At 70.4% G+C, this 19,316-nt stretch carries 15 protein-coding genes and 2 pseudogenes; 7 read left to right on the top strand and 10 right to left on the bottom strand.

What is annotated here, in order from left to right; all coding sequences use genetic code 11:
• Positions 1–23 precede the first annotated feature (23 nt).
• Genes AB0D12_RS00105 through AB0D12_RS00120 form a run of 4 tightly spaced genes read left to right on the top strand, consistent with a single transcriptional unit; the run spans position 24 to position 3,434 of the window.
• Positions 24–788, top strand: a complete 765-nt coding sequence (locus AB0D12_RS00105) for an enoyl-CoA hydratase family protein (protein WP_362675273.1) — start codon at positions 24–26, stop codon at positions 786–788.
• Complete coding sequence (locus AB0D12_RS00110) at positions 785–1,636, top strand: CoA-transferase (protein WP_362675275.1); 852 nt, start codon at positions 785–787, stop codon at positions 1,634–1,636. Before AB0D12_RS00105 ends, AB0D12_RS00110 begins: the two co-directional genes overlap by 4 nt.
• Positions 1,633–2,364, top strand: a complete 732-nt coding sequence (locus tag AB0D12_RS00115; protein ID WP_362675277.1) for a CoA-transferase — start codon at positions 1,633–1,635, stop codon at positions 2,362–2,364. Before AB0D12_RS00110 ends, AB0D12_RS00115 begins: the two co-directional genes overlap by 4 nt.
• The gene (locus AB0D12_RS00120) at positions 2,364–3,434 is read left to right on the top strand and encodes a nitronate monooxygenase (protein ID WP_362675279.1); all 1,071 of its coding nucleotides are present in this window, start codon (positions 2,364–2,366) and stop codon (positions 3,432–3,434) included. Before AB0D12_RS00115 ends, AB0D12_RS00120 begins: the two co-directional genes overlap by 1 nt.
• A gap of 176 nt (positions 3,435–3,610) precedes the next feature.
• On the opposite strand, the gene AB0D12_RS00125 is transcribed toward AB0D12_RS00120, so the two are convergent.
• From AB0D12_RS00125 to AB0D12_RS00145, 5 genes are all read right to left on the bottom strand, one after another.
• Positions 3,611–5,191, bottom strand: a complete 1,581-nt coding sequence (locus AB0D12_RS00125) for a DEAD/DEAH box helicase (protein WP_362675281.1) — start codon at positions 5,189–5,191, stop codon at positions 3,611–3,613.
• 93 nt (positions 5,192–5,284) lie between these two features.
• Positions 5,285–5,488: a cold-shock protein gene (locus tag AB0D12_RS00130; RefSeq protein ID WP_003969786.1), complete on the bottom strand. Its 204-nt coding sequence runs from the start codon at positions 5,486–5,488 to the stop codon at positions 5,285–5,287.
• Between the two features lie 196 nt (positions 5,489–5,684).
• Positions 5,685–6,842 carry an acetyl-CoA C-acetyltransferase gene (locus AB0D12_RS00135; RefSeq protein WP_362675283.1) on the bottom strand — a complete coding sequence of 386 codons (1,158 nt, stop codon included), beginning with the start codon at positions 6,840–6,842 and terminating at the stop codon, positions 5,685–5,687.
• A 17-nt stretch (positions 6,843–6,859) separates the two neighbouring features.
• Positions 6,860–7,477, bottom strand: a complete 618-nt coding sequence (locus AB0D12_RS00140; RefSeq protein WP_362675284.1) for a TetR/AcrR family transcriptional regulator — start codon at positions 7,475–7,477, stop codon at positions 6,860–6,862.
• 15 nt (positions 7,478–7,492) lie between these two features.
• Positions 7,493–8,281 (bottom strand): SDR family oxidoreductase, encoded by a 789-nt coding sequence (locus AB0D12_RS00145; RefSeq protein ID WP_362675286.1) that lies wholly within the window; start codon positions 8,279–8,281, stop codon positions 7,493–7,495.
• Between the two features lie 46 nt (positions 8,282–8,327).
• On the opposite strand from AB0D12_RS00145, the gene AB0D12_RS00150 reads away from it, so the two are divergent.
• The 3 genes and pseudogenes from AB0D12_RS00150 to AB0D12_RS00160 form a co-directional block, all read left to right on the top strand.
• Entirely contained in the window at positions 8,328–9,545 is a 1,218-nt protein-coding gene (locus tag AB0D12_RS00150; protein ID WP_362675288.1) for an acyl-CoA dehydrogenase family protein, read from the top strand.
• Positions 9,545–9,997 (top strand): annotated as a pseudogene (locus tag AB0D12_RS00155) (acyl-CoA dehydrogenase family protein); the annotation flags it as partial. The gene AB0D12_RS00150 and the pseudogene AB0D12_RS00155, both read left to right, overlap by 1 nt.
• Positions 9,998–10,570: 573 nt before the next feature.
• A pseudogene (locus AB0D12_RS00160) lies at positions 10,571–11,101 on the top strand (acyl-CoA dehydrogenase family protein); the annotation flags it as partial.
• A gap of 7 nt (positions 11,102–11,108) precedes the next feature.
• Here AB0D12_RS00160 and AB0D12_RS00165 read toward each other — a convergent pair.
• From AB0D12_RS00165 to gltB, 5 genes are all read right to left on the bottom strand, one after another.
• Positions 11,109–11,582: a pyridoxamine 5'-phosphate oxidase family protein gene (locus AB0D12_RS00165; protein ID WP_362675290.1), complete on the bottom strand. Its 474-nt coding sequence runs from the start codon at positions 11,580–11,582 to the stop codon at positions 11,109–11,111.
• Between the two features lie 4 nt (positions 11,583–11,586).
• Positions 11,587–12,192, bottom strand: coding sequence for a HutD family protein (locus tag AB0D12_RS00170; RefSeq protein ID WP_362675292.1), 606 nt, complete (start codon positions 12,190–12,192; stop codon positions 11,587–11,589).
• The gene (locus AB0D12_RS00175) at positions 12,189–12,908 is read right to left on the bottom strand and encodes a VWA domain-containing protein (protein ID WP_362675294.1); all 720 of its coding nucleotides are present in this window, start codon (positions 12,906–12,908) and stop codon (positions 12,189–12,191) included. The genes AB0D12_RS00170 and AB0D12_RS00175 overlap by 4 nt, the downstream gene beginning before the upstream one ends.
• Positions 12,909–13,137: 229 nt before the next feature.
• A complete protein-coding gene (locus AB0D12_RS00180; protein ID WP_362675296.1) occupies positions 13,138–14,598 on the bottom strand; it encodes a glutamate synthase subunit beta in 1,461 nt (486 codons plus the stop codon).
• Positions 14,591–19,150, bottom strand: coding sequence for a glutamate synthase large subunit (gltB, locus tag AB0D12_RS00185; RefSeq protein WP_362675297.1), 4,560 nt, complete (start codon positions 19,148–19,150; stop codon positions 14,591–14,593). Before gltB ends, AB0D12_RS00180 begins: the two co-directional genes overlap by 8 nt.
• Positions 19,151–19,316: the final 166 nt, after the last annotated feature.

The following is a 19,316-nucleotide window of genomic DNA, read 5'->3' on the forward strand; positions in this document are numbered from 1 at the left end:
GTGGAAAGGTAGCTGATCCGCTCATGGGTGTCTCCACCGCACGCCCCGAGAAGGGCATCTGTGTCGTCACGGCCGACTTCCCACCCGTCAACGCCCTTCCCGTACAGGGCTGGTACGACCTCGCCGACGCCCTCCGCGCGGCCGGCCGCGACCCCGGGATCCGCTGTGTCGTCCTGGCCGCCGCGGGCCGCGGCTTCAACGCGGGCGTCGACATCAAGGAGATGCAGCGCGACACCGGACACACCGCGCTCGTCGGCGCCAACCGCGGCTGTTACGAGGCCTTCGCCGCCGTCTACGAGTGCGAGGTGCCGGTCGTCGCGGCGGTGAACGGCTTCTGCCTGGGCGGCGGTATCGGCCTTGTCGGCAACGCGGACGCGATCGTCGCCTCCGACGACGCCACCTTCGGCCTGCCGGAGCTGGACCGGGGCGCGCTCGGCGCGGCCACCCATCTCGCCCGTCTCGTACCCCAGCATCTGATGCGCGCCCTCTACTACACCTCGCGCACCGCGACCGCGCGGGAGCTGCACGCCCACGGCTCGGTCTGGAAGGTCGTCCCGCGCGAGGAACTGGCAGCCGCAGCCCAGGAGTTGGCGCGGGAGATCGCCCGGAAGGACGGTTGTCTCATCCGGCTGGCCAAGGCCGCCATCAACGGCATCGACCCCGTCGACGTACGCCGCAGCTACCGCTTCGAGCAGGGCTTCACCTTCGAGGCCAACCTCAGCGGTGTCGCCGACCGCGTCCGCGACACCTTCGGCAAGGACACCTTCGGCGAGGAGGACCGAGCGTGACCGACAAGACCATGACGCCCGACGAGGCGGTGTCCGGGTTCCGCAGCGGAATGACGATCGGCATCGGCGGCTGGGGCTCGCGCCGCAAGCCGATGGCGCTGGTGCGGGCACTGCTCCGTACCGAGATCACTGATCTCACCGTCGTGTCCTACGGCGGCCCCGATATCGGCCTCCTCGCCGCCGCCGGCCGGATCCGCAGACTCGTCACGGCGTTCGTCACCCTCGACTCGATCCCGCTCGAACCGCATTTCCGCGCCGCCCGCGAGCGCGGCGATTTCGCGCTCACCGAGATCGACGAGGCGATGTTCATGTGGGGGCTGCACGCGGCCGCCAACCGGCTGCCGTTCCTCCCGGTCCGGGCCGGTATCGGATCCGACGTCATGCGGGTCAACCACGGCCTGCGGACGGTCACTTCACCGTACGAGGACGGCGAGGAATTCGTCGCCGTACCGGCCCTGCGGATGGACGCGGCGCTCGTCCACCTCAACCGCGCCGACCGGCTCGGCAACGGCCAGTATCTGGGCCCCGATCCGTACTTCGACGATCTGTTCTGCGAGGCCGCCGACTCCGCGTACGTCTGCTGCGAGCAGCTCGTCGAGACCGCCGAGCTCACCAAGGACGCCGCACCGCAGACCCTGCTGGTCGGACGTCACTCGGTCACCGGCGTGGTCGAGACACCGAACGGCGCGCACTTCACCTCCTGCGACCCCGACTACAACCGCGACGAGGCCTTCCAGAAGCTGTACGCGTCCACCCCCTGGCCGGAGTTCGCCGAGCGTTTCCTCTCCGGCACGACCGAGCGTGACTACCAGTCCGCCGTCCGGACCTGGCACAAGGAGCAGCAGTGACCGTCAGCCGTTCCGAGTACTGCGTCGTCGCCTGCGCCGAGGCCTGGCGGGAGAACGGCGAAGTACTGGCCGCCACCATGGCCCCCGTCTCCTCCTTCGGCGCCCGGCTGGCCAAGCGCACCTTCTCCCCCGACCTCCTTCTCACGGACGGCGAGGCGATGCTCGTCGACCTCGACGGCGCGACGGAGGGCTGGCTGCCGTACCGCCGGCACCTGGCCATGGTCACCGGCGGAAAGCGGCACGTCATGATGGGCGCGAGCCAGATCGACCGCTTCGGCAACCAGAACATCTCCTGCATCGGCGACTGGGAGCGGCCCGCCCGCCAGCTGCTCGGCGTACGCGGGGCACCCGTCAACACCCTCAACAATCCGGTCAGTTACTGGGTGCCCAGGCACTCCGCCCGCGTCTTCGTCGAGCGCGTCGACATGGTCAGCGGCGTCGGCTACGACAACGCGGCCGCCGCGGGCCCGTCCGCGGCCCGCTACCACCGCATCCCGCGCGTCGTCTCCAATCTGGGCGTCTTCGACTTCGCGACCCCCGACCGCTCGATGCGGCTCGCGTCCCTGCACCCGGGTGTCACGGTCGAGCAGGTCCAGCAGGCGACCGGCTTCGCGCTCACGATTTCCGCCGACGTCCCGTACACCCGCGAGCCCACCGCTGCGGAGCTGCGGCTGATCCGCGAGGTGATCGACCCGAAGGGCACGCGCGAGCGCGAGGTCCCGGCATAGTGGAGACGGCCCTCACCGGACTCACCGGTGTCCGGCATCCCATCGTGCAGACCGGCATGGGCTGGGTCGCAGGGCCCCGCCTGGTCTCCGCCACCGCCAACGCAGGCGCACTCGGCATCCTCGCCTCCGCGACGATGACCACCGACCAGCTGCGCCAGGCCGTCCGCGAGGTCATGTCCCGTACGGACGCGCCCTTCGGGGTCAATCTCCGCGCCGACGCCGGGGATGCCCGCGACCGGGTCCGGATCATCATCGACGAGGGCGTGAAAGTCGCTTCCTTCGCCCTCGCACCGTCCCGCGAGCTGATCGCCGAGCTGAAGGACGCGGGCGTGGTCGTGATCCCGTCCATCGGGGCCCGCCGGCACGCGGAGAAGGTGGCGGCCTGGGGCGCGGACGCGGTGATCGTCCAGGGCGGTGAGGGCGGCGGCCATACCGGCGATGTCGCAACGACCGTACTGCTGCCGCAAGTTGTCGACGCGGTCGATATTCCGGTGATCGCGGCGGGCGGCTTCCACGACGGGCGGGGACTGGTCGCGGCGCTCGCCTACGGAGCGGCGGGCATCGCCATGGGCACCCGCTTCCTGCTCACCTCGGACTCGACGGTGCCGGACGCGGTCAAGGCCCGCTACCTCGCAGCGACCGTCAAGGACATCACGGTGACCACGGCCGTCGACGGGCTCCCGCACCGCATGCTCCGTACGGAGCTGGTCGACTCGCTCGAGCGGGCAGGCCGTACAAGAGCGCTGACGCAGGCCGTACGCCGTGCCGCCGGCTTCAAGAAGCTCTCGGGTCTGTCCTGGTCACAGATGATCCGCGACGGTCTGGCGATGAAGCACGGCAGGGAGCTCAGCTGGAGCCAGGTCCTGCTGGCCGCCAACACCCCGATGCTGCTGAAGGCTTCGATGGTCGACGGCCGCACGGACCTCGGCGTGATGGCATCGGGGCAGGTGGCGGGGCTGATCGAGGACCTTCCTAGCTGCGAGGAGCTGGTCGCCCGGGTGATGACCGAGGCGGCGCGGGTACTCGACGCGCTGGGGCGGGCTGCTCCCCCACCCCGCCCCGCCCCGTGACTGGGGGCAAGCCCCCAGCCCCCGTACGGCCTTCGGCCGTGTCCTCAATCGCCGGACGGGCTGGGTTCCCGCCCATCCCAGCCCCTCCGGCGTTTGAGGCGCGGGGTTCGGGGCGAAGCCCCAACAAGAGCCCCTCCGGCGTTTGAGGCGCGGGGTTCGGGGCGGGACCGGCGGCGCTACGCCGCGGTGCGGCGACCGCCCTGACCGCCCCGCGCCGGACGACCGCCCTGACGAGCCTGTCCGCCTTGAGCGCCCTGAGCACCCTGCCCGCCCTGTCCACCACGCCGCCCACGGCTGCGGCCGCTGCCACTGCCACCGCCACTGCCACCGCCCTGCGCGGACCGGCCCCCCTGGCCCGGAACCTGCGCACGACGCCGCTGCGGCCGCTGTTGCTGCTGCACGACCGGCTGCGGCACCTCGATGGTGATGGCGACACCGGAGGGCTCGCGCGCCCCGGTGATGCGGCTGAGCTCTTCGTCGCTGGACTTGACCCTGGCCGTGCGCGGGCTGATGCCCGCGTCCGACATCAGCCGGGTCATCTCGCGGCGCTGCTCGGGCAGCACCAGCGTCACGACGCTGCCGGACTCTCCGGCCCGGGCGGTGCGCCCGCCTCGGTGCAGATAGTCCTTGTGGTCGACGGGCGGGTCGACGTTCACGACCAGGTCGAGATCGTCGACATGGATGCCGCGGGCCGCCACGTTGGTGGCGACCAGCGCGGTGACCTGCCCGCTCTTGAACTGGTCGAGGGTGCGGTTGCGCTGCGGCTGCGAACGGCCGCCGTGCAGCGCCGCCGCCCGTACGCCGCTGGACAGCAGCCGCTTGGCGAAACGGTCCGCCGCGCGCTTGGTGTCCACGAAGAGGATCACCCGGCCGTCACGGGCCGCGATACGCGTGGCCACGGCCTTCTTGTCGGTCTCGTCCGCGACGTGCAGCACATGGTGCTCCATCGTGGTGACCGCACCCGCCGACGGGTCGACGGAGTGCACGACGGGGTCGGTCAGGAACATCCGTACGAGCCGGTCGATGTTCTTGTCCAGCGTCGCCGAGAAGAGCATCCGCTGACCGTCCGGCTCGACCTGCTTGAGCAGCGCCGTGACCTGCGGCATGAAGCCCATGTCGGCCATCTGGTCGGCCTCGTCGAGGACGGTGATCGACACCCGGTCGAGCGCGCAGTCGCCGCGCTCAATGAGGTCCTTGAGCCGCCCGGGCGTGGCCACGAGCACCTCGGCGCCGCGCCGCAACGTGCCCGCCTGCTTGCTTATCGACAGACCGCCGACGACCGTGGCCAGCCGCAGCTGCACCGAGGTCGCGTACGGCGAGAGTGCGTCGGTTACCTGCTGCGCCAGCTCACGGGTCGGTACGAGAACGAGCGCGAGCGGTGCCCGCGGCTCGGCCCGCCGGCCCGCGGTGCGGGCGAGCAGTGCAAGCCCGAAGGCCAGGGTCTTGCCCGAGCCGGTGCGCCCGCGGCCGAGGATGTCCCGGCCGGCGAGACAGTTCGGCAGCGTGGCGGCCTGGATCGGGAAGGGCTCGGTCACGCCCTGCGCCACGAGGGTCTTCAGCAGGGCGGCCGGCATGTCCAGCTCGTCGAACGCCTCGACGGCAGGCAGCGCGGGGGTGATGGATTCCGGCAGCGTGAATTCCTGCGGGGCCGCCACCTTGCGGGCGGGAGCCTTGGCGGAGCCCTTCGCAGGGCCATTGGCGCGGGAATTGACCGGGCGCTTTCGAGTCGGGCGGGCCGGGCGTTCGGAGCGAGTCATGCGGATATTGCCCTCCTGGGCATGTGAGACAGCACAAGCCGGGGCCCGCACCTTGACGGTGCGGGCCCCGGCTGCGAGGTTCGCGTCCGGATGTTAGGCCGGGACGATGTTCTCCGCCTGCGGGCCCTTCTGGCCCTGCGTGACGTCGAAGGAAACCTTCTGGCCTTCCTGGAGCTCACGGAAGCCCGAGGTGGCGATGTTCGAGTAGTGGGCGAAGACGTCGGCGCCGCCGCCGTCCTGCTCAATGAAGCCGAAGCCCTTTTCCGAGTTGAACCACTTCACGGTTCCAGTAGCCATGTCATTCTCCTAAAACAGGGGCAAGCCGGAAACTCACACTTCGCGAATTTCCCGTTGTTGTATTGAGCCCCATCCGGAGAATCCGGAAACAAAATGTGCGCCTGAGGAAGCATTCCCGTCAGGCGCACACGAAGTTCATGGGTACCAAAACTGCAACGCCGCTACCGTAGCACGACCGGGCCCAGAAGGCCCGTGATCACAGCCGCTCGATGATCGTCACGTTCGCCTGGCCTCCGCCTTCACACATCGTTTGCAGTCCGTACCGCCCACCGGTGCGCTCGAGTTCATGCAGCAGCGTGGTCATCAGCTTCACGCCCGTAGCGCCCAGCGGATGCCCCAGCGCGATCGCTCCGCCGTTCACATTGACCTTGTCCGGGTCGGCTCCGGTCTCCTTCAGCCAGGCGAGCACCACGGGCGCGAAGGCCTCGTTGATCTCGACCAGGTCGATGTCGCCGATCGACATGCCGGTCTTCTTCAGCGCGTACGCCGTCGCCGGGATCGGGGCCGACAGCATCCGGATCGGATCCTCGCCGCGTACCGAGAGGTGGTGGATACGGGCGCGCGGCACAAGGCCGTGCTCGGCGACGGCCCGTTCGCTCGCGATCAGCATCGCCGCCGCGCCGTCCGAGACCTGGGAGGAGCAGGCCGCCGTGATGGTGCCGCCCCCCATGACGGGCTTCAGGCCCGCCATCTTCTCCAGCGTTGTGTCGCGGCGCGGCCCTTCGTCCGCCGTGACCTCTCCGTACGCCACCAGCTCCCGTTCGAAACGGCCCTCGTCGGCGGCGCGGACCGCCCGCCGGTGGGAACGGAGCGCGAACTCCTCCATGTCGCGCCGCGAGATCCCCCACTTCTCTGCGATCAGCTGCGCGCCGTGGAACTGGTTGACCGGCAGGTCGCCGTAGCGGGCACGCCAGCCCTCACTGCCCGCGAAGGGGCCCACCGTCAGCCCGAGCGGTTCGGCTGCCTGCCGGGACGCGAAGGCGATAGGGATCTGCGTCATGTTCTGGGTGCCGCCGGCGACCACCAGGTCCTGGGTGCCGGAGAGCACTCCCTGTGCGGCGAAGTGGACCGCCTGCTGCGAGGAGCCGCACTGCCGGTCGACCGTCACGCCCGGCACCTCCTCGGGCAGACCGGCCGCGAGCCATGCCGTACGCGCGATGTCGCCGGCCTGCGGGCCCACCGTGTCCAGGCAGCCGAAGACGACGTCCTCGACCGCCGCGGGGTCCACACCGGTCCGTGCGACCAGGGCCTTGAGGACATGCGCGCCGAGGTCGGCCGGGTGGACACCGGCCAGTCCCCCTCCCCGCCTGCCCACCGGCGTGCGTACCGCTTCGACTATGTATGCCTCGGCCATGACGGCTCCTCGATCGGTCAGCTGCGTACGGCGATACCGTCCAGCACCATCGACAGGTACTGACGGGCGATCTCCTCCGGGCTGTGCTGCCCGCCCGGCCGGTACCAGGACGCCGCGACCCACACCGTGTCGCGGACGAACCGGTACGTGAGGCGAATGTCCAGGTCGGCGCGGAAGACCTGGCCCGCGACCCCGCGCTCCAGCGTCCCCAGCCACGCCTTCTCGAACTTCTGCTGCGAGTCCGTGAGGTAGTGGAAGCGCGGCTGAGCCGCCAGATGCCTGGACTCCTTCTGGTAGATGGCGACGGCGGCGCGGTGCCGGTCGATCTCCCGGAAGGACTCGGTGACGAGCGCCTCGATGGTCTCCCTTGGCCCGAGCCCGGCGGCGAGCACGGCGTCGTAGCCCTGCCAGAGCTCGTCCAGGAAGGTGGAGAGGATCTCGTCGAGCATCGATTCCTTGGAATCGAAGTGGTAGTAGAGGCTGCCGGCGAGCATTCCGGCCTGGTCCGCGATCTTGCGGACGGTGGTGGCGTTGTAACCCTGCGCGGCGAACACCTCGGCGGCGGTGTCGAGGAGCTCGCGGCGGCGCTCGGGCGTGGCGCTCACCTGGTTCTTCTTCCTGCTGTTGGTCGGCACGGGACCATTCTCGTCCTACGCATGCTGGCTGCTGATGGAGACGACCTCGCCGGTGAGATACGAGGAGTAGCCGCTGGCGAGGAAGACGATGGCGTTGGCGATCTCCCAGGGTTCGGCGTACCGCCCGAAGGCCTCCTTGGCGGTCAGCTCTGTCAGCAGTTCGGCCGAGGTGACCTTCACCAGGTGCGGGTGCATGGCGAGGCTGGGGGCGACAGCGTTGACGCGTACGCCGTACTCGGCCGCCTCGACCGCCGCGCACCGGGTGAGCGCCATGACTCCGGCCTTGGCGGCGGCGTAGTGGGCCTGACCGGCCTGGGCGCGCCAGCCGACGACGGAGGAGTTGTTGACGATCACTCCGCCGCGCCCGGTTGCCCTGAAGGAGCGCAGGGCGGCGCGGGTGCAGCGGAACGTGCCGTTCAGGGTGACGTCGAGGACCTTGCCCCACTGGTCGTCGCTCATGTCGACGAGGGCCGCGGTGCCGCCCAGGCCGGCGTTGTTGACGACGATGTCGAGGCCGCCGTGCTGCCGTACGGCCGTGTCGAACAGCGCCTGGACCCGGGCCTCGTCGGTGACGTCGCAGGGCAGTGAGGTCACGGCCGCCGCGCCGAACTCCTCCGCGAGCGCCTCCTGCGACTCCTTCAGGCGGCGGGCGTGCGCGTCGCTGATGAGGATGCGCGCGCCCTCCTCCAGGAATTTGCGGGCGGTCGCTCCGCCGATCCCGGCTCCGGCCGCGGCGGTGATGACGGCGGTACGGCCCTTCAGAAGGCCATGACCGGGTACGTACTGCGCCCTGTTGTTCGTCACAGCGGCACGTTAACCTACCAAACACTTGTTAGGGAAGGATGCGCGAATGGACCTGGACCACTCCGCCGGCGAGGAAGCCTTCCGGACCGAGGCCCGCGCCTGGCTCGCCGCGAACGTGCCCGCCGAGCCCCTCCCCTCCCTGGAGACCGAGGAGGGCTTCGCGGCCCACCGCGCGTGGGAGGCGCGGCTGTACGCGGACCGCTGGTCGGTCGTCTCCTGGCCGCGGGAGTACGGCGGCCGGGGCGTCGACATCTTCGGCTGGCTGGCTTTCGAGGAGGAGTACTACGCGGCGGGCGCGCCGGGACGGGTCTCGCAGAACGGCATCAACCTCCTCGCCCCGACGCTCTTCGACCACGCCACCGAGGAGCAGCGCGCCCGGGTGCTGCCCGCGATGGCGAGCGGCGAGGTCGTCTGGGCACAGGCCTGGTCCGAGCCGGAGTCCGGCTCGGACCTCGCGTCGCTGACGTCGCGGGCCGTACGGACGGACGGCGGCTGGCTGCTCAGCGGCCAGAAGACCTGGTCCTCGCGGGCCGCCTTCGCCGACCGCGCGTTCGGCATCTTCCGAACCGGTTCGGAGGCGCGGGTCGCCGGTCCGGGGGCGCGGGTCGCCGGTCCGGGGGCGCGGGTCGCCGGTCCCGAGGCGTCGCGGCCGCATCAGGGTCTGACGTATCTGATGTTCGACCTGTCGGCGCCGGGTGTGACGGTCCGGCCGATCGGCAGGCTCGACGGCAAGCCCGCCTTCGCCGAGCTCTTCCTCGACGATGTCTTCGTCCCCGACGAGGACGTGATCGGCGAGCCGGGCCAGGGCTGGCGGATCGCGATGTCCACGACCGGCAACGAACGGGGGCTGACCCTGAGATCGCCCGGCCGTTTCCTGGCCGCGGCGGAGCGTCTCGTACGGCAGTGGCGCGCGTCGGCCGACCGGCCGGAAGGCCACGACACCGCGCTGCGCGACCGGGTGGCGGACGCGGTGATCGGCGCGCGTGCCTATCAGCTTTTCACCTACGCCAACGCGTCGCGCTTCGCGGCGGGCGAGCGCATCGGCGCCGAGTCCAGCCTGAACAAGGTCTTCTGGTCCGAGTACGACATCGCGCTGCACGAGACCGCGCTCGATCTGCTGGGCGCGGAGGGGGAGTTGGCCGGCTCCGACTGGTCCGAGGGCTATGTCTTCTCGCTGGCGGGCCCCATCTACGCCGGTACGAACGAGATCCAGCGCGACATCATCGCCGAGCGTCTGCTCGGCCTCCCGAAGGGCCGCCGCTGATGCGTTTTCTGCTCACCGATGAGCAACAGGCGTTCGCGCGCTCGCTGGACGCGATGCTGACCGCCGCGGACACACCGTCGGCGGTACGGGCGTGGTCGGCGGGCGACCACGCCCCGGGCCGGGCGCTGTGGTCGCGCCTCGCGGAGGCGGGGGTCTTCGCGCTTGCGGCCCCGGAGGCGTACGAGGGCGTAGGGCTGCTGCCGGTGGAACTGGCGGTTGCCTTCGTGGAGTTGGGCCGCCATGCGGTGCCGGGCCCGGTGGTCGAGACGGTCGCGACGGCCGCGCTGCTGACGCATCTGGCCGAGCACGGCGACGCGTCACCGGGGAAGCGGCTGCTGCCGGGGCTGGCGACGGGCGAGTCGACGGCGACGCTGGCGATGACGCTGCCGCTGACGGGGTGCGGTCCGTACGCGCTGGACGCGGACGCGGCGACGGTGACTTTGGTGGTGTCGGGAGGGGACGCGGCGGACCCGTCGGGCGTGTTCGGCGACACGGCGACCGTCCCCGGCCCGGCGACGGCCGGCGCGGGCGCGAAGCCGGAGCCAGCCGCGGACACCGGTTCGGGTGACCGTTCCGGTACGGGCAGGGGCACCGGCCCCGGGCCGGCCACTCCCCGCGCGGACCCGTCGGGCGTGTTCGGCGACACGGCCACCGGCCCCGACCGGGCGACAGCCCGCACAGGCACGACGCCAGCCGCCGCCGCGGACACCGGTACGGGTGACCGTTCCGGTACGGGCAGGGGCACCGACCCCGGGCCGGCCACTCCCCGCGCGGACGCGACGGGCGTGTTCGGCGACACGGCCACCGGCCCCGACCGGGCGACAGCCCGCACAGGCACGACGCCGGCCGCCGCCGCGGACACCGGTACGGGCAGGGGCGCCGGCTCCGGGCGGGCCACCCCCCTCGCGGACGCGACAGCCGCCGTCGGCGCCGGTACAGGTGACCGCACCGGCGCGGGCATGAGCGCCCGCCCCGGGCCGGCCAGTCCCCGCGCGGACGCGACAGACGGCTCTCCGTACGCGCAGCTGCTCATCGCCCCCGGGCACGGCCCCGTACACACGTCCGCCGACCCCGCGCGGCGGCTGGCGAGACCCGGCGCCGGGGGCGAGGTTCTTGCCGAAGGGCCCCACGTGGCCGCCGCCGCCGCGTATGCGGCGGATGTCGCCGCCTTTGCCACCGCCGCGCAGGCCCTCGGCGTCGGGCTCGCGCTGCTCGACCGGACCGTTGCCCATGCCAAGCGGCGCCATCAGTTCGGCGCGGCCATCGGCTCCTTCCAGGCGGTCAAGCACCGGCTGGCCGACACTCTGATCGGCCTCGAATTCGCCCGGCCGCTCCTCTACGGAGCCGCCCTCTCGATGGCTACCGCCGATATCGCCGCGGCCAAGGCCACCGCGGGCGAGGCCGCGTACGCCGCCGCCCGCACCGCTCTGCAGCTGCACGGCGCGGTCGGTTACACCGATGAGCTCGACCTCTCGCTCTGGCTGCGCAAGGCACGACCGCTGCGGGACGCCTGGGGCACCGCCGCCCAGTGCCGGGCGCGGGTGCTGGCGGCATGAGCGGGGCTCAGCGACGCCGGACGGTGTGTACGGCTCCGCCCGGCCGCCAGGACCGTACGACCAGCTCATCTCCGTCGACGGACGTCTGCACCACCTCGCCCAGCTCGACCCGGAACAGATGGAACGGCTCCGGCGGCTTGACCTCAGCCACGAATCGCCCGAGCACCGCAGGATCCGTCACCTCCACCACACGCCCGCCGATCCGGACGTCGCCGCCGGCCATGGAGTCGTCGGGGCCGGGATTCGCCTGTACCGCGAAGCGCGGATCGCGCTGGAGGTCCTGCGCCTTGCGGGAGTTCGGCATCATGCCGAGCCACAGCTCGCCGAAGCGGAAGTCCACTTCGAGTCCGGTCACCCGCGGGGATCCGTCCTTGCGGAGGGTGGCCACGACATGGTGCTTGTACTGCTGGAACCGCCGCTGAACGGTTTCGGCGAAGTCCGGCTCCGCCGCCCGGAAATCTGCCCATGTGCTTGATGTCATGACGCTATCGAACCGCGAAATCCCGACATCTTCTGTCGGGATTCTCTGTGCGTGGCTCGGACAGTGTGACAACCGCCGCGTGCCCCTCCGTGTGCAGCGAGCCGGGCGAGGCGTCCAGCACCGCGGCGTCGTACTGCCCGAGCGTCACACGCGCCTCCTTGAGGACCGTCGTCCCCTCCAGCGCGACGATCACCACTGTCGAGCCGGACGGGACCATGACCAGCAGTCCTCCCCGTACCACCGAGGTCAGGCACGCCGTACGGCTCCTGCGGCGCATGACGTTGAAGTTGACGACGGGCCCGGCGAGAAGCCCGCCGTCGGTCTCCACATCGCCGGGGAAGTCGTAGGGCCGGTACCGCTCGTCCGCGAGCATGCGCTTCCCGCCGACCGTGAGGTCCATCCCCGCGCCCTCGACCACGGTCAGGGTCCGGTCCACGTCCGGGAACGCGGAGAACGGTCCGTCCGCGCCCACGTCCGCGAGGCTGATCCGCCAGTCGAAGGCGTCCATGGGCGCGCCTTCGGGCGAGGCGGCGACTTCGCGGGTGACGCCGCCGCCGTTCTTCCAGGGCACGGCCGTACGGTCGGCCGCGCGCAGCACCCGTACCGTCATCGCACGATGCCCTGCGCACGCGCCGCCGCCAGCCAGAGCGGGAACTCGGCGACCAGCCGGTCGAACAGCTCGGCGTCCGGGACCTGGCGCGGATCGAGTCCGGCGTGGAAGAAGCCGGCGTTGTCGACGGCCCGCCTGGCGGGTACGGCCAGCTCGTCGAGCTTGTGCAGGAAGTCGAACTGCGAGCTGCGCTTGTTGCCGAAGCCGATGAACTGCCAGAACAGCGGGAGCTTCGCCGCCTTGCACAGATAGCGTTCCGCGGCGTGCTTGCTGATCGGACCGCCGTCCGTCTGGAAGACGACGAGCGCGGGCGCGGTCGAGCCGCTGTCGAGGTAGTGGTCGATGACAGCGTCCATGGCCAGGTGGTAGCTCGTCCTGCCCATGTGCCCGAGGCCCGCCACGATCCGGTCGACCCGCCCGTGGTGGTTGTCCAGGGCGATGTCCGTGACTGCGTCGACGTCCGTCGAGAAGAAGACGACGGGCACCCGGCCGTCGTCGTCGAGATGGGCGGACAGGCCGAGCACCCGGTCGGCGAGGGCCTGCACGCTGCCGTCCTTGTAGTACTCCTTCATGGAGCCGGAGTAGTCGAGCACCAGATAGACGGCGGCGCGCTCCTCGTTCAACCGGTGCTTCTCCAAGGAGACACCGGCGCTCTTGTAGAGGCTGACGAGCGCGGGCGCGGTCTCCTCGATCTTGCGGAGACTGATGGCCGCCATGCGGGGCTCCGTTCGTTCACCGGGACGGGAGAGTTGAGGTTACGTCACCCGTACGGGGGCCCTTCGCGCTCGGCAGCGTGCCCCGCCGCATGGAGCGACTTCCTCTCGTATGCCGCCCCCGGCTGAACGTGCCGCGGCGCCCACCCAGTGTCCGGTCGGGGACAGGGCAGGCGCCGCGTTGAGTTCCGTACGCCGTTGTACGGGACCGTATGAGGGGTTGAAGCGGTGATCAGACCGTCAGCGAACGGTCCGTCGGGCGGATCGGGGCCGGCAGCTCACTGACACCGGTCAGGAAGCGGTCCACACCGCGCGCCGCCGAGCGGCCCTCGGCGATCGCCCACACGATCAGCGACTGGCCGCGGCCCGCGTCACCGGCGACGTACACGCCGCCGACGCTGGTCGCGAAGTCCGCGTCCCGCGCGATGTTGCCGCGCTCGTCCAGCGCCAGGCCGAACTGCTGGACCAGCCCGTTCTCCTGGTCCGTGCCCGTGAAGCCCATCGCAAGCGTGACCAGCTGCGCCGGGATCTTCCGCTCCGTGCCCGGCTTCTGCTCCAGCTTGCCGCCCTTGAACTCCACCTCCACGAGGTGCAGGAACTGGACGTTGCCGTCCTCGTCGCCCTCGAAGTGGGTGGTGGAGACGGAGTAGACCCGCTCGCCGCCCTCCGCGTGCGCCGAGGTGACCTTGTAGAGCATCGGGAAGGTCGGCCACGGCTGACCCGCCGGACGGTCGTCGCCCGGTCGCGGCATGATTTCCAGCTGCGTTACGGAGGCCGCGCCCTGACGGTGGGCCGTACCGACACAGTCCGCGCCCGTGTCACCGCCGCCGATGACCACGACGTGCTTGCCCTCCGCGGTGATCGGAGGAGCGACGAAGTCGCCCTCCTGCACCTTGTTGGCGAGCGGCAGGTACTCCATGGCGAAGTGGATGCCGTTCAGCTCACGGCCCGGGACCGGCAGGTCGCGCGAGACAGTCGCGCCGGCCGCGATGACCACCGCGTCGTACCGCTTGCGCAGCTTCGCGGCGTCGACGTCACGGCCGATCTCGATCTCGGTGCGGAACTTGGTGCCCTCCGCGCGCATCTGCTCGATACGGCGGTTGATGTGCACCTTCTCCATCTTGAACTCGGGGATGCCGTACCGGAGAAGGCCTCCGATGCGGTCCGCGCGCTCGTAGACGGCGACCGTGTGACCCGCCCGGGTCAGCTGCTGGGCGGCGGCGAGGCCCGCCGGGCCCGAGCCGATGACCGCGACCGTCTTGCCGGACAGACGCTCCGGCGGCTGCGGCTTGACGTCGCCGGTGTCCCACGCCTTGTCGATGATCGAGACTTCGACGTTCTTGATGGTGACGGCCGGCTGGTTGATGCCGAGGACGCAGGCCGACTCGCAGGGCGCCGGGCACAGCCGCCCGGTGAACTCCGGGAAGTTGTTGGTCGCGTGCAGCCGCTCGCTCGCCGCCGACCAGTCCTCGCGGTACGCGTAGTCGTTCCACTCGGGGATGAGGTTCCCCAGCGGACAGCCGTTGTGGCAGAACGGAATGCCGCAGTCCATGCAGCGCGCGGCCTGCTTGCTGATGATCGGCAGCAGCGAACCGGGAACGTAGACCTCGTTCCAGTCCTTGACGCGATCCGCGACGGGGCGGGTCTCGGCGACCTCTCGGCCGGTGGTCAGGAAGCCCTTGGGGTCAGCCATTGGTCGCCGCCTCCATCATCTTCTCGGTGGTCTCCTGCTCGGAGAGACCGGCGAGCTCAGCGGCGTCCTTGGCGGCGAGCACTGCCTTGTACGTGGTCGGGATGATCTTGCTGAAGCGATCCACCGCAATGGACCACTCGGCCAGCAGCTTCGACGCGACGGTCGAGCCCGTCTCCTCCTGGTGGCGGCGCACGACATCGTGCAGCCACTGCCTGTCGGAGTCGTCGAGGGCCTCGACAGCGCCGAGGTTGCCCACGTTGACGTTGTCGCGGTCGAGGTCGATGACGTACGCGACGCCGCCGGACATACCGGCCGCGAAGTTACGTCCGGTCTCGCCGAGCACCACCGCGTGACCGCCGGTCATGTACTCGCAGCCGTGGTCGCCCACGCCCTCCGAGACGACCGTGGCACCGGAGTTTCGGACGCAGAACCGCTCGCCGGTCCGGCCGCGCAGGAACAGCTCGCCGCCGGTCGCACCGTAGGCGATGGTGTTGCCCGCGATGGTGGAGTACTCGGCGAGGTGATCGGCGCCCCGGTCCGGGCGGACGATGATGCGGCCGCCGGAGAGGCCCTTGCCGACGTAGTCGTTGGCGTCGCCCTCCAGCCGCAGCGTCACACCGCGCGGCACGAACGCGCCGAAGGACTGGCCGGCCGATCCGGTGAAGGTGATGTCGATGGTGTCGTCGGACAGGCCCGCACCGCCGAACTTCCTGGTCACCTCGTGGCCGAGCATCGTGCCGACGGTGCGGTTGATGTTGCGGATCGCGACCTGGGCACGCACCGGCTGGGCGTCCTCGGCGGAGGCGGCGTTCAGAGCCTCGGCGGCGAGCTCGATCAGCTCGTTGTCGAGCGCCTTCTCCAGACCGTGGTCCTGCTCGACCAGCTGGTGGCGTACGGCGCCGTCCGGCAGCTCGGGGACGTAGAAGAGGGGCTCGAGGTTGAGGCCCTGCGCCTTCCAGTGGTCCACGGCCCGCTCGGTGTCCAGCAGCTCGGCGTGGCCGACGGCCTCTTCGATCGTACGGAAGCCCAGCTCGGCGAGGAGCTCGCGGACCTCCTCGGCGATGAACTCGAAGAAGTTGACGACGTGTTCGGCCTTGCCGGAGAACCGGTCGCGCAGCACCGGGTTCTGTGTGGCGATGCCGACCGGGCAGGTGTCCAGATGGCAGACACGCATCATGACGCAGCCGGAGACAACGAGCGGCGCGGTCGCGAAACCGAACTCCTCGGCGCCCAGCAGCGCGGCGATGACGACATCGCGGCCGGTCTTCAGCTGGCCGTCGGTCTGTACGACGATGCGGTCGCGCAGGCCGTTGAGCAGCAGGGTCTGCTGGGTCTCGGCGAGGCCGAGCTCCCACGGGCCGCCCGCGTGCTTCAGCGAGGTGAGCGGCGAGGCGCCGGTACCGCCGTCGTGGCCGGAGATGAGGACGACGTCCGCGTGCGCCTTGGAGACACCCGCGGCCACCGTGCCGACACCGACCTCGGAGACCAGCTTCACGTGGATACGCGCGGCCGGGTTGGCGTTCTTGAGGTCGTGGATCAGCTGAGCCAGATCCTCGATGGAGTAGATGTCGTGGTGCGGCGGCGGCGAGATCAGACCGACACCCGGGGTGGAGTGCCGGGTCTTGGCGACCCACGGGTAGACCTTGTGACCGGGCAGCTGGCCGCCCTCGCCGGGCTTCGCGCCCTGCGCCATCTTGATCTGGATGTCGTCCGCGTTGACCAGGTACTCGCTCGTCACACCGAAGCGGCCGGAGGCGACCTGCTTGATGGAGGAACGGCGCTCCGGGTCGTACAGCCGGTCCGCGTCCTCGCCGCCCTCACCGGTGTTGGACTTGCCACCCAGCCGGTTCATCGCGATGGCGAGGGTCTCGTGCGCCTCGCGGGAGATGGAGCCGTACGACATGGCGCCGGTGGAGAAGCGCTTGACGATCTCGGAGACCGGCTCGACCTCGTCGATGGAGATCGCTTCCCGGTCGGACCTGAAGCCGAAGAGACCGCGCAGCGTCATCAGGCGCTCGGACTGCTCGTTGACCCGGTCCGTGTACTTCTTGAAGATGTCGTAGCTGCGCGAGCGCGTGGCGTGCTGCAGCCGGAAGACCGTCTCCGGGTCGAACAGGTGCGGCTCGCCCTCGCGGCGCCACTGGTACTCGCCCCCGATCTCCAGCGCACGGTGCGTGGCGGAGATACCGGAGGCCGGGTAGGCCTTGGCGTGCCGGGCGGCGACCTCCTTGGCGACGACCTCGAGACCGGCTCCGCCGATCTTCGTGGCGGTGCCGTTGAAGTACTTCTCCACGAAGGCGTCGTCGAGACCGACGGCCTCGAAGACCTGCGCGCCGCGGTAGGAGGCGACCGTCGAGATGCCCATCTTGGACATGACCTTCAGGACGCCCTTGCCGAGGGCGTAGATGAGGTTGCGGATGGCCTGCTCGGGCTCCAGGCCCTGGATGAACGTACCGGCGCGGACCAGGTCCTCGACGGACTCCATCGCCAGGTACGGGTTGACGGCGGCGGCGCCGTAGCCGATGAGGAGCGCGACATGGTGCACCTCGCGGACATCACCGGCCTCGACCAGCAGACCGACCTGTGTGCGCTGCTTGGTGCGGATGAGGTGGTGGTGCACGGCGGAGGTGAGCAGCAGCGACGGGATCGGCGCGTGCTCGGCGTCCGAGTGCCGGTCGGAGAGGACGATCAGTCGGGCGCCGTCCTCTATGGCCGCGTCGACCTCGGCGCAGATCTCCTCGAGACGGGCGGCGAGGGCGTCACCGCCGCCGCTGACCCGGTAGAGACCGGAGAGCGTCGCGGCGGTCATGCCCGCCATGTCGCCGTCGGCGTTGATGTGGATGAGCTTGGCCAGCTCGTCGTTGTCGATCACCGGGAAGGGCAGGGTGACGCTGCGGCAGGTCGCGGCGGTCGGCTCCAGGATGTTGCCCTGCGGGCCGAGCGAGGAGCGCAGCGAGGTGACGAGCTCCTCGCGGATGGCGTCCAGCGGCGGGTTGGTGACCTGCGCGAAGAGCTGGGTGAAGTAGTCGAAGAGCAGCCGGGGGCGCTGGGACAGGGCCGCGATCGGCGAGTCCGTACCCATGGAGCCGAGCGGCTCACCGGCGGTACGGGCCATCGGCGCGAGGATGACGCGCAGCTCCTCCTCGGTGTACCCGAAGGTCTGCTGGCGGCGAGTGACCGAGGCATGGGTGTGGACGATGTGCTCGCGCTCGGGAAGGTCCTCGAGCTCGATCTCGCCGGCCTCCAGCCACTCCTGGTAAGGCTGCTCGGCGGCGAGGGAGGACTTGATCTCGTCGTCCTCGATGATGCGGTGCTCGGCGGTGTCGACGAGGAACATCCTGCCGGGCTGGAGGCGGCCCTTGCGGACGACCTTCGCGGGGTCGATGTCGAGGACGCCGACCTCGGAGGACAGGACGACGAGTCCCTCGTCGGTCACCCAGTAGCGGCCGGGTCGCAGACCGTTGCGGTCGAGGACCGCGCCGACCTGGGTGCCGTCGGTGAAGGTGACGCAGGCCGGACCGTCCCAGGGCTCCATCATCGTGGAGTGGTACTGGTAGAAGCCGCGCCGGGCCGGGTCCATGGAATCGTGGTTCTCCCACGCCTCGGGGACCATCATCAGCACGGAGTGCGGCAGCGAGCGGCCACCGAGGTGGAGGAGCTCGAGGACCTCGTCGAAGGAGGCGGAGTCGGAGGCGTCCGGCGTACAGACCGGGAAGATCCGCTCCAGCTTCTCGGCTCCGAAGAGGTCGGACACGAGCTGCGACTCGCGGGCGCGCATCCAGTTGCGGTTGCCCTTGACCGTGTTGATCTCGCCGTTGTGCGCGACGAAACGGTACGGGTGGGCCAGCGGCCAGCTCGGGAAGGTGTTCGTGGAGAACCGCGAGTGGACGAGCGCGACGGCCGTGGCGCAGCGCCGGTCGGAGAGGTCCGGGAAGAAGGGCTCCAGCTGGCCGGTGGTCAGCATGCCCTTGTAGACGATCGTGCGGGCGGAGAGCGACGGGAAGTAGACCCCGGCCTCGCGCTCGGCGCGCTTGCGCAGCACGAAGGCCTTGCGGTCCAGCGCGATACCCGTGCTCGTACCGTCCGAGACGAAGAGCTGCGAGAAGGCCGGCATGGTGGCGCGGGCGCCGCTGCCGAGCAGATCCGGGGTGACCGGGACCTCGCGCCAGCCGAGGACGTTCAGGCCTTCCTCGGCGGCGATCGTCTCAATGTGTGAGACGGCGTTGGTGCTGTCGCCGGCCGGCAGGAAGGCGATTCCGACGGCGTACGCACCGGCCTCGGGGAGGTCGAAACCGCTGACCTCGCGCAGGAAGGCGTCCGGGACCTGAAGCAGGATGCCGGCGCCGTCACCCGAGTCGGGCTCGGAGCCGGTGGCACCGCGGTGCTCCAGATTCCGCAGTACGGTCAGCGCCTGCTCGACCAGCTCATAGCTGGGAACACCGGTAAGGGTGGCCACAAACCCGACGCCGCAGGCGTCGTGTTCGTTACGGGGGTCGTACATCCCCTGGGGGGTGGGGCGACCGTCCATGGGCGACCAGGCGTCGGAACGCATCGGCTCTCCCGTCGTCGTCGTGGCAAATACAGCTGCCGAGGGACGACGTTGGCCCTCCGCGAAATTTCGTGCAGATTACATGATGGAGTGCTTCTCGAAAAGTGGATAGCTGGTTCCAGCATGCGGACACCGCGCGAAGCGGTGGAGATGGGTCAAGTCGGACAGA

Source organism: Streptomyces sp. NPDC048479, from assembly GCF_040651435.1.
In the GTDB taxonomy this organism is placed as follows: Bacteria; Actinomycetota; Actinomycetes; order Streptomycetales; family Streptomycetaceae; genus Streptomyces.